The following is a 13641-nucleotide window of genomic DNA, read 5'->3' as shown; positions in this document are numbered from 1 at the left end:
CCGCATTGAACGGACCCCATGAGCCAGACCGCAACCCTTTTGGTTATCGATGACGAACCGCAGATCCGTAAATTCCTGCGCATCAGCCTGGTTTCCCAAGGCTATAAAGTGCTCGAGGCCGGCACCGGCACGGAAGGACTCGCGCAGGCGGCATTGAACAAGCCGGACCTGCTGGTGCTCGACCTGGGGTTGCCGGACATGGACGGCCAGCAAGTATTGCGCGAGTTTCGCCAGTGGTCGACGGCGCCAGTGCTGGTGCTCTCGGTGCGGGCCAGCGAAGCACAGAAGGTCGAGGCGCTGGACAACGGTGCGAATGATTACGTGACCAAACCGTTCGGCATCCAGGAGTTCCTCGCCCGAATCCGCGCCCTGTTGCGCCAGGCCCCGCCAGGCGAGCCGCAGGAAGCGGCGCTGAAGTTCGGCCCGCTGACGGTGGACCTGGCGTATCGACGGGTGCTGCTGGACGGCGCCGAAGTGGCCCTGACCCGCAAGGAATACGCGGTCCTGGCGCAACTGGCGCGACACCCTGGGCGGGTCATCACCCAGCAGCAACTGCTCAAGGATATCTGGGGGCCGACTCACGTCGAAGACAGCCACTACCTGCGGATCGTGGTCGGGCACCTGCGCCAGAAACTCGCCGACGACCCGACCCGGCCCCGGTTCATTGTGACTGAGGCGGGGGTGGGGTATCGGTTGTTGGGTGAATGAGGAATCTAGTCACGAATAGGTTTCTAGCCGTGCTCCCTCTCCGCATGGGGTCAGCAATCATGCTTAATTCTGCTCACTCTCATACCGATCCAACGTATCACTGGCAATCTCTCGCCCCAAGGCGATCAATTCAGGCGCCTTGTAGAACTCGAAAAACCGGCACACCCGTTTCGGCACGTTGATCAGCACATCCGGCGGATAACCGGCGATCTTGTACTGGGCCAGCGATGTCTGCATCACCTCGAAGCTCTGGTTGATCAGATCCAGCAACGACGCAGGCCCGACGTTGTCGATGATGAACGAGCCGGTGGCGGATTTCGGCGCGCCTTCGGTCTCTGGTGCGGCGGCCGGTTGCTGGCCTTCGGGTTCGGCGGACTCCAGCCAAGGATTGATATCGGCAGCTTCGGCCTTTAACGCTTCCTGTTCCAGCAGCAGCAATTGCTCGGCTTGCTTGCGGCGAAACGGCAGGCGCGACCCCAGGGAACTGACCAGGGTATCGAAGCGCCGCCTGAACGCGGCGGGGCGCTGGATGACCGGCAATCGGTACTGTTTCTGGTTGGTGGCGTTGAGGTTGACGGCGATGATCAGGTCGCAATGGCTCGACACCACCGGCACGATCGGCAACGGATTCAGCAGGCCGCCATCCACCAGCATGCGGTTACCTTGCATCACCGGGGTGAACAGGCTGGGAATCGCCGCCGAGGCGCGCATCGCCTGGTGCAGGCAACCTTCCTGGAACCAGATTTCCTGCTGGTTGGTCAGGTCGGTCGCGACGGCGGTGTAGGGAATGCGCAGGTCTTCAATGTTCAGTTCGCCGACGATCTTGCGGATCTGCCCGAAGACTTTTTCGCCACGGATCGCCCCCAGGCGAAAGCTGACGTCCACCAGTCTCAGCACATCCAGGTAATCCAGGCTTTCGATCCAGTTGCGATAATCCTTGAGCTTGCCTGCGGCATAGATCCCGCCCACGACAGCGCCCATGGAACAACCGGCGATGCAGGCGATGTCGTAGCCACGCCGTTCGATTTCTTCGATCACCCCGATATGGGCATAGCCCCGGGCCCCACCGGAGCCCAATACCAATGCGACACGTTTTGTCATGACCTGGCCTCTTGTCGAACAGACTTCAACAATGCACTGATCGACGACTTGGCTCAATCGTTGTGGCGCAGGCGTCGTTTTTTGACACGCCGGCGCGGCATTTGCGTATTCTCGGCCACACATGAATATAGACGGGCGGGCCAGGCACTTTTTACCGGCGCGACCGTCTTACCAGCACGACTGTTTACCTGACTTGAGGTGTAATCGATGAAAGCCCGGATCTGCCTGCCCCTAGTGGCGTCCCTGATGGTTCTGGCCCTGGCCGGTTGCGCAGGCAAAACCGCTTACCGTGACAGCTGCGGTACCCAGCTCGACGCCGCCTGGCATGAACTTGACCTGGCCAAGGCCGAGGGTTTTGCCGGCACTGTCAGTTATTCCAAGGCCCTGTCGCTGCTGACTGGTGCCAAGACCCAGCAGCAATTCGAAGCCTTCGAAGGCTGCTCCAAGAAAGCCGAGAAGGCGCGTTTCTACATTCGCGAATCCCGCGCCGGACGTTAACGACAGCCGCAAGCTTCGAGCTTCGAGCTTCAAGAAGGCGGCATAAGCTGCTTCCACTTGCAGCTTGAACCTCGCAGCTTGGAGCTGCACACGGAGTGCGTCCCATGATCGATCGGCTGGTGGCCCGGATATTGGGCCTGGAAGTTCGCCTGCTCGCCTGTCAGGCCCGTTTGAATGCCCACACCGACAGCGAAGCGTTGCATGACCTGCGCACCACGGTTCGCCGTTTGCGCAGCCTGCTTCGTCCGTTGCGCGGACTGCCCGGCGTCGAGCAACTGGAAGCCGCCGCTGCGGCGGTCGGCGCCCTGACCACGCCTCTGCGCGATCGGGAGGTGCTCGCGGCCTACCTTGAGCAGCATGGCAAGAACGACGCAGCACAACGCCGTCGAGTGCAGATGGCCGACGCTTATCCCCGCGTGGCCGCCAGTGCGCAACTGGCGCAGTTGTTGATGATCCTGGACGCGTTCCCACGCTTCATCCGCGCCGCCCAGCGCGAAGGATTGCTCAAGGGGTTGCGCAAGCGCATCGAGAAGCGCCTGGGCAAACAATGGAAACAACTCGGCGAAGCCCTGCATGATCCGGCCCACGACCGTCACCGGTTGCGCTTGTTGATCAAGCGCGTGCGCTACGCCATCGAAGCCTATCCCGAACTCGACCGCCTGCCCGAAGCTGCCTTGCCACGGCTCAAGTCTGCCCAGGCCGCGCTGGGTGACTGGCACGATTGCTGGCAATGGCTCGCCAAGGCCGAGGAAGAAACTGATCTGCAATCGTGTGTGCCAATCTGGCAGCGCACCATGGAAAAAGCCGAGGACAAATCCGATAAGGTCCTCGACAAGCTGATTGCGAGTTGCTTCAGATCCTGAATCCTGCACAGATTCATGTGGGAGCGGGCTTGCTCGCGAATGGGATAGATCAGTTCATACAGTTCTGACTGACCCACCGTATTCGCGAGCAAGCCCGCTCCCACAGTCGATTAGGGGTGGATTTAAAACTGCGGCTTATCTGTCAGCCTCTTTGGCCGGAATGAGCGCTGTGCCGCTGGCCGGGGCTGGTTAAGATTCCTTCATCCTTTTTTCTGTTGCCTTCGAGGTCGCCATGCGCTTTTCCGATTTGATCGATGCCGTGCGTCGGCAGCCAGATGCCGTGGTTATCGCGCCCGAATGGGGCCAGGGCCGCGCCAGTTTTGGTGGCTTGGTGGCGGCGCTGCAATATGAAGCGATGCGGGCCCGGGTACCGGCGGATCGCCCGGTGCGTTCGCTGGCGATCACGTTTGTCGGCCCGGTGGCGCCCGATGTGCCGGTCAGTTTCGAAGTCGACGTGTTGCGAGAAGGCAAGGCGGTGAGCCAGGTACTAGGGCGCGCGGTGCAGAACGGCCAGGTAGTGACCGTGGTGCAAGGCAGCTTTGGCGCATCGCGTGGCTCGGTGGTGGCGGTGCAGGCCGACCCCGCACCGGAATTCAAAAGCGTGGAGCAATGCCAGGAGCTGCCCTACATCAAAGGGGGCACGCCGGAGTTCATGCGCCATCTGGCGATGCGCTGGAGCGTCGGTGGCCTGCCGTTCACCGGCAACAAGTCCCGCAGCATGGGCGGCTGGGTGCGCTTGCGCGGCGACGTGAAAGAGGAGCCGTTGAACGAAAGCCATATCCTCGCGTTGGTGGACGCCTGGCCACCGGCGTTGCTGCCGCACCTCACGCAAATGGCCCCGGGCAGTACGCTCACCTGGACCATCGAGTTTGTCCAGCCATTGCTGGAGCTCACCACTCTGGACTGGTGCAAATACCTGGCCGAAATCGAGCACGCCCAGGACGGCTACGGCCACGTTGCCGCGAAGTTCTGGAGTGCCGATGACCGCTTGATTGCCATGAGTCGGCAGACAGTCACGATCTTCGGCTAAAGCTTGTATCCCACTGATCAGTGACGGTGGCGATCCCGCCAGGCGCGCCACCAGCGACCGCTGAGCAAGAATCGGGGAAAGGTCAGGAACTGTTCCACCATCAGCCGTGACACCGCGTCTTTGCGGTCACTGAATGGTTCGCTGGCCTGGGCCTCGAGGCTATGTCCGTGGCGCTGCAAGCCAAGTGCCGCGACCAGGCCGATGATGCCGATGGCGACATCGGCCAGGCTCAGGCTGAACACCCCGGACACAATCAGCAGAAACGCGATGATGAACAGCGGCACGGCAATCAGGTGCAACACCAGGTTGGTGGGGTGGCGATGATTGTCAGGGTAGGCGCGCCATTGCCAGGCCGCAAGGTTGGGGTGACGTTTGCCCATGATGCTGTTCCTTGAGTTCATGAAACCGAATAACCCAAGAATAGGCCTGCCCGGGCAGGGCGGCGAATCGCGGTTGGCTATTGACGCGATAGGGGGTCATAGCCATTTTTCCCTCTCCACAGTGAACGTGAGCAGGCCAAGGTCCTAAAGCTTCAGCTGCCCGATCGCCTTGCTCAACTCACCGGCCAACGTGGCCAATTCATGGCTGGTGGTGGCCGAGTCCACCGTTTGGCGCACGGTGTTTTCGGTCACGTCGCGAATACTCACCACCGCCCGGTTCATCTCCTCGGCGACATGGCTTTGCTGCTCGGCGGCGACAGCGATCTGTGTATTGCTTTCACGCATCTGCGCCACCGCACTGGTAATTTGCTCCAGTGCCTCGCCGGCCTCATGGGCTTGTTGCACGCAATCGTCGGCCTTGAATGAGCTTTCCTGCATGAAATCCACCGCATCCCGGGTTCCGGCTTGCAGCGCCGCGATCATGGTGGTGATTTCATCCGTGGACGACTGCACCCGCTTGGCCAGGTTGCGCACCTCGTCGGCGACCACGGCAAAGCCCCGGCCCATTTCCCCAGCCCGCGCCGCTTCGATGGCGGCGTTAAGGGCCAGCAGATTGGTTTGTTCAGCGATGCTGTGGATTACATTGACCACGCCGTTGATCTTCTGGCTGTCTTCGGCCAGGCGCTGGATCATTTCGGCGGTCTGCTGCACGCCGCAGGACAGCCCCGTGATCGACTGTTGCACGCGACTGACCACCTCGCGGCCATTGCCGGCCAGGGTGTCAGCAGTTTTCGACAGGTCGCGGGTGGCACCGGCATGCTGGGCGATGTGATGAACCGTGGCGGACATTTCGTTGATCGCCGTGGCCGCCTGATCGGTTTCGCTCTGTTGGCCGAGCATGCCGTGACGCACGTCATTCATGCTCGACGCCAGGCGCGCCGCGCCACTGTCCAGTTGCCGGGCCGTGCTGGCGACGGTATCGACCACACGTTGGTAGCCAGCTTGCATGGCGTTGAACGCCGCCGCCATCTGCCCCACTTCGTCCTTGCAGGCCAGGGGCACGCGGGCAGACAAGTCACCGGTTTTTTCCACATGCAGCATGACGTCTTTCAGCGTGTTGAGTTGGCTGAGCAAAAAGCGGATGAGCAATTGCGAGGCCCCCAGCATTGCCAGCATCAAAACGAACACGGCCACGGCGTATCGGCTGAAGCGCTCGGCAAACACCTGGCTCAGGCTGGCGCCTTGGGCCAGCACCGCAAGCTGTTGGCCGTCGCCTCGACGGATCACTTCGGCGCCCAGCAGCGGATCATCGCCGAACAGCAGGCTGGCATTGAGTTCGACCCAGCCCTGGGCCTGTGCCAGCGAAGGCAGCGGCTGTCCGTTGAACACGGGGACTTGATCGTGTTGGAGTGGCAAGAGATAGCCAGACTTGGGTAGCGCCTGCCCGACAGGCCAGGCTGCGAGCAAGTGTGCCTGGGCCTGGGCGTTCGCCTGGGCCGCGTGGTTGCGCGCTTGTTGCTCCAGGTGCACGGCATACAGCACCAGCAATAACGTGGTAACAAAGGCGACCGCATTGACCGCCCAGAATTTGTACTTCAGCGAGATATTGCTAAGCCAGGCACCCATGGAAGGTCTTCTCTGATAGCGGAAACAGCATTGGCAAGGTGCCAGTATTGTGCCGCTACCTGAGGACCTGAATGTTGATGCGGGTCAACAGACGCAGTAGTACCCCTGTGGGAGCGAGAAAGCCCGCTTCCACCGGAGCATGTGTTTATTCGGAAAGAGTGGGCAAGCCGAAAAATGCCCGGGCGCAGGCGGTGCTGTGAGCCGCCAGGTCTTCCTGGGTTTCGCCCCGGTGCAAGGCCACCTCGCGCAAAACCTCCGGCAGATAGGCCGGCTCGTTGCGACCATTCTTGGGTTTGGGCCGCAGTGTGCGGGGTAGCAGGTATGGAGCGTCGCTTTCGAGCATCAGCCGGCCACGGGGAATTTCGCGCACCAATGGGTGCAGATGCGTGCCCCGGCGCTCGTCGCAGATCCAGCCCGTGATGCCGATGTGCAAGTCCAGGTCGAGATAGTTGAAAAGCGCCTTTTTTTCGCCGGTAAAACAGTGCACCACCGCCGCTGGCAATTGGTCGCGAAACTCCCGGAGGATTTCCAACAGGCGCTGGTCGGCGTCTCGTTCATGGAGGAAAACCGGCAGCTGCAATTCCACCGCCAGGGACAGATGTTGCTCCAGGACTTTCTCCTGTTGCGGCCTGGGAGAGAAGTCCCGGTTGAAATCCAGTCCGCATTCCCCCACCGCGCGGACTCGGCTTTGCCTGAGCAAGTCCTTGAGGTGCCTGGCGCTGTCAGCTGTCCATTCACTGGCGCTGTGGGGATGGATACCGGCAGTGGAAAAAAGCCGCTCGGTGCTGTCGTCGAGGCGTTCGCACAGCGCCAGGGCCTGCTCGCTGCCCTCGATGCTGGTGCCCGTCAGGACCAGTTGACAGACCCCGGCTTCATGGGCGCGCTCAAGCACCGCCTGGTGTTTATCGGCAAAACTGGGATTGGTCAGGTTGACGCCGATATCGATGAGTTGCATGGTGCTACCTCGGCCCAAAGGCTGGAAAGCATATCAGAGCTGTAGATTTATAAGAAAAGCCAAGAACTACAACGAGTTGAGGCTGTCTGTTAAGGCCGCGAGACACATTGGATTGGTATAAAAGCCATCACTGTGCCAGTCTTCCGCACTTTTTCAGCGCCTAAAGCGCTCTGTTTCTGTCGACTCAGTCTCAATTTTCAACGAGGCGGTCGGCAGTATTCCTTCCGGAGAGTGGATGACACGTCCCCAGGTGTTGCTACTGCTGTGTTGTTCGCTGCTGCTGCCAATGCTGGCCGAAGCACGCCTGCCCGGACCGCTGCAGACCGTTGCGCCCGGCGCTACGCGCGACCTGGCGCAGATCCGCAGCAGCCGGGTATTGAAAGTGCTGGTCAATCAGAGCCGCAACAGCTCCGGTGAAGTCCAGGGTGAGCCCATTGGCGTCGAATACCACCGGCTGCGTGCCTTCGAGCAATACCTCAATGGCCATGCCCAAGACGGCCAGCAAATTACGCTCAAGATCATTCCCATGGCCAAGGACCAGTTGCTCGGTGCCTTGCAGCGCGGGGAGGGCGACCTCGTCGCGCCCGGTGAGTTGCTCCAGCCCCAGGCCGGGCAGGCGGTCAGTGCCAGCGATCCGATCCGTACCAACGTGCCGTTGTTGCTGGTGGGCATCAAGGGGGAAAAACGCTACACCCGCCTGGAGCAGCTTTCCGGCAAGACCCTGGCGCTGCCCAACGGCAGCGCGGCGGGAGACGCGGTGAGCCAGATCAATCAGAAATTGGCGCTGCTCAAATTGCCACCGGTGAAGGTCGAGTGGGTCGATCCCACCCTGGCGGTGGAGGACGTACTGGAGATGGTCCAGGGCGGGATCTTCCACCTGACGATCGTCGAACAACCGATTGCCGAGCGCTGGGGCAAGATCCTTTCCAAGCTGCGCCTGGACCGTCAGGTGCCGATCGGCGAACCAGGCGACGAATCTTGGTTCGTGCGTCGCGACGCAGGCATGCTGCGGGCAAGCATCGACCGCTTCCTGGCGACCTACAAGGCACCGTCCAACCAGGACGCAGCGTTCCTGCGCATCTACCGCCGCTTGTATCAGGTCCATTATCCCTTGGCCCGAGCCGATCGCCAGCGCCTGGAGAAACTGCGTCCGGTGCTGCAAAAGCATGCCGATGCCCAAGGCATGGACTGGCTTAACCTGGCGGCCCTGGCCTTCAAGGAATCGGCCCTGCAACCCGGCGCCCGCAGTGGCTCAGGCCCCACCGGCCTGATGCAGATCACCCCTTCGGCGGCCCAGCGGGTCGGGGTGGATAACATCCAGAACCTGGATGCCAACGTGCAGGCCGGCGCCAAGTACCTGGCCATGATCCGTCGCAAATTCTTCGCCAGCCCCAAGCTCAACGAGCGCGAACGCATGGCGTTCGTCCTGGCGGCCTACAACATGGGGCCCGAGCGCGTCCAAGGCATGCGTGCCGAAGCCCGGCGACGCGGCTTGAACCCTAACCAGTGGTTCTTCCAGGTTGAACGCATTGCCATGGAGCAGGTGGGAATGGGCGCGGTCAGCTACGTTAATAGTGTGAATAAGTATTATCTGGCATTTGATCGAGAGCGTGAGTCGCTGGAGCCCACGGAGCAAAAGGTTGCGCTGCGTAAGTGATCGATTAAGTTGATTGGTATGTCGCAATAATTGCGCTGTCAGCACAAAAAATTTCGATTAGTATGGCCGCAACAACCACACACTTGGATGACCTTGCATGAGCGCCTTGATCAACAAAGTATTGTTTACCCGTGCTGGCTATGGCCTGACTGTCCTGCGCATCGTCGTCGGGATCATTTTCGCTGCCCACGGCTCGCAGAAACTCTTCGGCCTGTTCGGTGGCTACGGCCTGGCGGGGACGGCACAGTGGATGGAAAGCATCGGGCTGACGCCAGGATACGTGATGGCAACACTGGCGGGCGGTACCGAGTTCTTCGCCGGGGTGGCACTGATCATCGGCCTGCTGGCCCGTCCGGCGGCGCTGGGCCTGGCCTTCCTGTCACTGGTGGCGATCTTCTCCGTGCACATCGGCAACGGCCTGTTCATGGCCAACAACGGTTATGAATTTGCCCTGGCACTGCTGGCAGGCAGCATTGCCGTGCTGATCGAAGGGGCTGGCAAGCTGTCGGTCGATCGCGCCATCGCCAACTGATCGCAGATTTTCAGCTGAAGGCCCGTCTGGTACGGGCCTTTTTCGTGTGTGGCGATTCTTGACACCGGCCGGTCAGCTTCTCTAGGATGCCGCCCATGCGCCGATTTAAACAGCTACTTGCGGGGCGCCAGGTGACTCATCTCAGTTGCCGATAGAAGCCGGAACAACAGGGCTTCGAAATACCGCTAAAGCGCTGGTTCGGTGTTGCCTCTCACCTGCCATGCAGACTTTTGAGGCAGAGACACGACACTATGAATGCACCCAACCCCCTCGTACGTCTTGCGCCGATCACGGCGGACCTTGTGCAACGCAACCCGAAAATTCTCCTGGGCGGCACCCACCAGCCCACGCTCTTGCGATATCTCGACGGCTGGCCGCGACGCAACCACGGGCCCGCTGCTTTCCTGATCCAGTTCGTAGACGACGGCGAGTCCCTGGCCCGTTTTGCCAATGACAGTTTTGACTTGGCTGTTATCCAGTCTCCCAGTGCGGCGGACGCTCCCGAGATGATTCGGCAACTGACCCGTGTCGCACGCCAGGGTTTGATTACTCGCCGCTGAAGCTGCCGATTACGGGTAAGTGATATCCACGATGTAGACCCGCTTTTCTCCGGTAGGCGTCTGGACGCTGACTTCCGCGTCCAAGGCCTTGCCGATCAGCGCCCGTGCCAATGGTGAATCGATACTGATCAGGTTCTGCTTCAAATCCAGTTCGTCCGGGCCGACAATGCGGTAGCGTGACTCCTTGCCATCTTCGTCTTCGACAGTGACCCAGGCGCCGAAGTAAACCTTGTTCGGATCGCTGGGTTTTTCGCTGACCACCTTGAGCGCCTCGAGGCGCTTGGTGAGGAAGCGCACGCGGCTGTCGATTTCCCGCAGCATTTTCTTGCCGTAGGTGTACTCGGCATTTTCCGACCGGTCGCCCTGGGCCGCTGCCTCGCTGACCGCCTGGGTCACTTGAGGACGGCGCACATGCCACAGCTCATGGAATTCAGCACGCATCCGCGCCTCACCCTCAGGGGTGATCAGCGCGGTGCCGGCGGTGCGGGGTGGGCGATAACGGCTCATGGCAACTTCTTGTGATAGCGAAGCCGGGAGTCTATCAACCCTCGCGCAATACTGTCAGCGGGCTGGCATTGAGCGCTCGACGAGTGCCAAACACTCCGGCCGCGCCGATCAGCAGCGCGCCCACCAACGGTAATGCCAATAGCCACGGATGCGGATGCCAAGGCAGGTCGAAGGCATAGCGGTAGAGCACCAGGCTGACCAGTTCCGAACCCAGGGCTGCGAGCAAGCCGCTGACTGCCCCCAGCAGGCCAAACTCGATACGCCGCGCCTTCACCAGCAATGCTCGCCCGGCGCCGAGTGCCCGCAGCAGCGCACCTTGGCGAATCCGCTCGTCGAGGGTTGCCTGCAGGCCGGAAAACAGCACCGCCATTCCTGCCGCCAATACAAACAGCAACACATATTCAACGGCCAGGGTCACCTGGGCGAGGATGCTGCGCAGTTGTTCAAGCAGGGCTTCGACCTGCAGGATCGTCACTGCCGGGAAGGCCCGGGACAGGTCGACAATCTGCTGGTCGTGGCCCGCCGCCAGGTAGAAGCTGGTGAGGTAGGTAGCCGGCAGGTCCTTCAGCGTGCCCGGCTGGAAAATCATGAAGAAGTTGGGTTGGAAGTTATCCCAGTTGATCTCCCGCAGGCTGGTGACCTTCGCTTCCCGGTTGACGCCGCCAACGCTGAACATCAGACGGTCGCCAAGTTTGATCTTGAGGTTTTCAGCCACTTTGCCTTCCACCGAAACCCCGGGAATATCATCCGCCGGTTGTTGCTGCCACCAAGTCCCGGCGGTGACGACGTTGCCCGCCGGCAGATCGGCCGCCCAGGTCAGGCTCAGGTCGCGTTGGAGGGCCCGGTCACCCGCTGAGTCCTTGGTGACAAATTCCGTGGCGGGTTCGCCGTTGATGCTGATGAGCCGCCCTGGCACTACGGGGTACAGCGGTGCCGATTGTGCCGACAGCGCCAGCAGCTTGTCAGTGAAGGCCTGCTTGTCGTTGGGCAGGATGTTCAGGGCGAAATAGTTCGGGGCATTTTTGGGCAACTGGTTCTGCCAGGTGTCCAGTAACTCGCCGCGCAACAGCGCGATCAACGCCATGGACAGCAGGATCAGGCCGAACGCCAGGGCCTGGCCGGTCGCCGCAAGGGGGTGGCGCAGCAGTTGCCCGAGGCCCAGCCGCCAGGGCAGGGCAGAACGGGCCAGCAGCCGGCGCAGGCTCTGGAGCAACAGCAGCAAGAGGCCGCCGAGCACCAGTGCGGCGATGACACCGCCCCCCAGCAGCGCGAAGGTGAGGACCAGGTCCAGGCTCAGTCGCCACATGATCAGGCCGAGGGCCGCCAGCGCGGCACCGTAGACCATCCACGTGCTGGACGGGATCGGCAGCATGTCCCGGCGCAGCACGCGCAGCGGTGGCACCCGGCCCAGCGCGGCCAGCGGTGGCAGGGCGAACCCCGCCAGCGCCACCAGCCCGGTACCGACTCCGGCGAATGCCGGCAACAGGCCCCCCGCCGGTACGGTGGTGGGCAACAGGTCGTGCAGCAAGGCGAAAAGGCCTAACTGCGCGACCCAGCCCAGCAGCGCACCACTGATGCTGGCCAGCAGGCCCAGAGTCGCCAGTTGCAGGCTGAACAACACCATGGTTTCCCGTCGCGACAGACCCAGGCAGCGCAGCAGGGCGCTGGCGTCGAAGCGTCGGGTGGCAAAGCGGTTGGCCGAAAGTGCAACGGCGACGCCGGACAGCAACACCGCTACCAGGCTGGCCATGTTCAGGTAGCGTTCGGCCTTGCCCAGGGCGCCACCGATCTGCCGGTTGCCGTCGCGGGCGTCCTGCAAGCGCTGATGGGCCTCGAGGCCCGGCTTGATCAGGTCGCGATAGGTTTGCAGCGCCGGCGCCGGGCCGCGCCACAGATCGCGATAACTGACGCGGCTGCCGGGTTGCACCACGCCGGTGGCGTCCAGGTCCTTGAGATTGATCAGCACCCGTGGGGTGAGGCTGTAGAAGTTGCCGGCGCGATCGGGCTCATAGGTCAGTACCCGGGCCAGGCGCAAAGTCTTGTTGCCGACATCGATGCTGTCTCCGATCTTCAGGTCCAGTGCCGTCAACAGCCGGGCTTCGACCCAGGCCTCGCCAGGGTTCGGACGTCCGCCGGGTTCTTCCGGAGCGAACGGGGCCGAGGCGCTTTTCAGTTCGCCGCGCAGTGGGTAGGGATCATCGGCAGCCTTGACGCTGGACAGCTGGATACCGTTATCGGTGGCGACGACGCTGGAGAACTCCACTACCCGGGCATGCTCCAGGCCCAATTCGGTGCCGCTGCGGATCTGCTCCGGACGGGCGGGCGCGCTGCCTTCGAGCAGCAGGTCGGCGCCGAGGAATTCGGTGGCGCGCATCATCATGGCGCCATTGAGACGGGCGCCGAAATAACCGATGGCGGTACTCGCCGCCACGGCCACCAGCAAGGCAAAAAACAATACCCGCAATTCGCCGGCGCGGGCATCGCGCAGCAATTGGCGGACAGCGAGACTGAACAGGCGCAACAGCGGCAAGCGTGCCATCAAGGCTCCAGGGGGGCGACCATCTGGCCGGCTTCAAGGCGGATCAGGCGCCGGCAGCGATGGGCCAGGCGTTCATCATGGGTGACCAGCACCAGGGTCGTGCCGCGTTCCTTGTTCAACTCGAACAGAAGGTCGCTGATGCGTTCGCCAGTGTGGCTGTCGAGGTTGCCGGTGGGTTCGTCGGCAAACAGCACGTCGGGTTCGGCGGCAAAGGCGCGGGCGATGGCCACGCGTTGCTGTTCGCCGCCCGAGAGCTGGCGGGGCGAGTGGGCCAGGCGCTGGCCCAGGCCGACGCGCTGGAGCAGTTGCGTGGCGCGTTCGCGGGCATCCTTGCGACCGTCCAGCTCCAGCGGCAGCATGACGTTTTCCAACGCGTTGAGGCTGTCGAGCAACTGGAACGACTGGAAGACAAAACCGACATGTTCGGCACGGATTCGGGCCCGCTGGTCTTCGTCCAGGGGGCTGAGGGCCTGCCCGGCGAGGGTCACTTCACCGCTGCTGGGCAGGTCGAGGCCGGCCAACAGGCCCAGCAAGGTGGATTTCCCTGAGCCGGACGCGCCGACGATGGCCAGGCTTTCGCCTTTGCTCAGTTCCAGGCTGAGTTCGTGCAGGATGGTCAGTTCACCTTCCGCGCTGGTAACCACTTTGCTAAGGTCCGTCGCGGTGAGAATGCTTGAGCCCATGG

General features: G+C 62.1%; 14 protein-coding genes. 7 read left to right on the top strand and 7 right to left on the bottom strand.

Annotated features, from left to right (window positions below; genetic code table 11):
• The first annotated feature begins 18 nt into the window (after positions 1-18).
• Positions 19-708, top strand: a complete 690-nt coding sequence (locus PFLQ2_RS09020) for a response regulator (RefSeq protein WP_003183819.1) — start codon at positions 19-21, stop codon at positions 706-708.
• Positions 709-771: 63 nt separating this feature from the next.
• Here the strand turns inward: PFLQ2_RS09020 and PFLQ2_RS09025 are convergent, their stop codons facing one another.
• Positions 772-1809 carry a patatin-like phospholipase family protein gene (locus PFLQ2_RS09025; RefSeq protein WP_003183817.1) on the bottom strand — a complete coding sequence of 346 codons (1038 nt, stop codon included), beginning with the start codon at positions 1807-1809 and terminating at the stop codon, positions 772-774.
• 207 nt (positions 1810-2016) lie between these two features.
• Between PFLQ2_RS09025 and PFLQ2_RS09030 the strand changes: the two genes are divergently transcribed.
• The 3 genes from PFLQ2_RS09030 to PFLQ2_RS09040 all read left to right on the top strand — a co-directional run bounded on the left by PFLQ2_RS09030 (position 2017) and on the right by PFLQ2_RS09040 (position 4200).
• Positions 2017-2307, top strand: a complete 291-nt coding sequence (locus tag PFLQ2_RS09030; protein WP_003183815.1) for a hypothetical protein — start codon at positions 2017-2019, stop codon at positions 2305-2307.
• A gap of 104 nt (positions 2308-2411) precedes the next feature.
• Positions 2412-3170 (top strand): CHAD domain-containing protein, encoded by a 759-nt coding sequence (locus tag PFLQ2_RS09035; protein ID WP_003183813.1) that lies wholly within the window; start codon positions 2412-2414, stop codon positions 3168-3170.
• 232 nt (positions 3171-3402) lie between these two features.
• On the top strand, positions 3403-4200 hold the full coding sequence (locus PFLQ2_RS09040; RefSeq protein WP_003183811.1) for an acyl-CoA thioesterase: 798 nt from the start codon (positions 3403-3405) through the stop codon (positions 4198-4200).
• A gap of 17 nt (positions 4201-4217) precedes the next feature.
• Here PFLQ2_RS09040 and PFLQ2_RS09045 read toward each other — a convergent pair whose 3' ends face one another.
• The 3 genes from PFLQ2_RS09045 to PFLQ2_RS09055 form a co-directional block, all read right to left on the bottom strand.
• Positions 4218-4580 (bottom strand): Mpo1-like protein, encoded by a 363-nt coding sequence (locus tag PFLQ2_RS09045; RefSeq protein ID WP_003183809.1) that lies wholly within the window; start codon positions 4578-4580, stop codon positions 4218-4220.
• Positions 4581-4724: 144 nt separating this feature from the next.
• Positions 4725-6206: a methyl-accepting chemotaxis protein gene (locus PFLQ2_RS09050; protein ID WP_003183806.1), complete on the bottom strand. Its 1482-nt coding sequence runs from the start codon at positions 6204-6206 to the stop codon at positions 4725-4727.
• A gap of 145 nt (positions 6207-6351) precedes the next feature.
• Positions 6352-7161: a TatD family hydrolase gene (locus PFLQ2_RS09055; protein WP_003183805.1), complete on the bottom strand. Its 810-nt coding sequence runs from the start codon at positions 7159-7161 to the stop codon at positions 6352-6354.
• A 235-nt stretch (positions 7162-7396) separates the two neighbouring features.
• Here PFLQ2_RS09055 and PFLQ2_RS09060 point away from each other — a divergent pair, with 235 nt between their 5' ends.
• From PFLQ2_RS09060 to PFLQ2_RS09070, 3 genes are all read left to right on the top strand, one after another.
• Positions 7397-8818 carry a transglycosylase SLT domain-containing protein gene (locus PFLQ2_RS09060; protein ID WP_003183803.1) on the top strand — a complete coding sequence of 474 codons (1422 nt, stop codon included), beginning with the start codon at positions 7397-7399 and terminating at the stop codon, positions 8816-8818.
• 97 nt (positions 8819-8915) lie between these two features.
• Positions 8916-9350, top strand: coding sequence for a DoxX family protein (locus PFLQ2_RS09065; RefSeq protein ID WP_003183801.1), 435 nt, complete (start codon positions 8916-8918; stop codon positions 9348-9350).
• Between the two features lie 251 nt (positions 9351-9601).
• The gene (locus tag PFLQ2_RS09070) at positions 9602-9910 is read left to right on the top strand and encodes a hypothetical protein (RefSeq protein ID WP_033046179.1); all 309 of its coding nucleotides are present in this window, start codon (positions 9602-9604) and stop codon (positions 9908-9910) included.
• A 9-nt stretch (positions 9911-9919) separates the two neighbouring features.
• Here the strand turns inward: PFLQ2_RS09070 and greB are convergent, their stop codons facing one another.
• The 3 genes from greB to PFLQ2_RS09085 are packed head-to-tail and all read right to left on the bottom strand — an operon-like array spanning position 9920 to position 13639.
• Positions 9920-10417 carry a transcription elongation factor GreB gene (gene greB, locus PFLQ2_RS09075; RefSeq protein ID WP_003183796.1) on the bottom strand — a complete coding sequence of 166 codons (498 nt, stop codon included), beginning with the start codon at positions 10415-10417 and terminating at the stop codon, positions 9920-9922.
• A gap of 34 nt (positions 10418-10451) precedes the next feature.
• Positions 10452-12956 (bottom strand): ABC transporter permease, encoded by a 2505-nt coding sequence (locus PFLQ2_RS09080; protein ID WP_003183794.1) that lies wholly within the window; start codon positions 12954-12956, stop codon positions 10452-10454.
• A complete protein-coding gene (locus tag PFLQ2_RS09085; RefSeq protein WP_003183792.1) occupies positions 12956-13639 on the bottom strand; it encodes an ABC transporter ATP-binding protein in 684 nt (227 codons plus the stop codon). The genes PFLQ2_RS09080 and PFLQ2_RS09085 overlap by 1 nt, the downstream gene beginning before the upstream one ends.
• Positions 13640-13641: the final 2 nt, after the last annotated feature.

The sequence above is a fragment of the Pseudomonas fluorescens Q2-87 genome (assembly GCF_000281895.1).
Classification (GTDB): Bacteria; Pseudomonadota; Gammaproteobacteria; order Pseudomonadales; family Pseudomonadaceae; genus Aquipseudomonas; species Aquipseudomonas fluorescens_S.
Note: the sequence above shows the minus strand (reverse complement) of the source record. Positions and strands in the feature narration are given on the sequence as shown.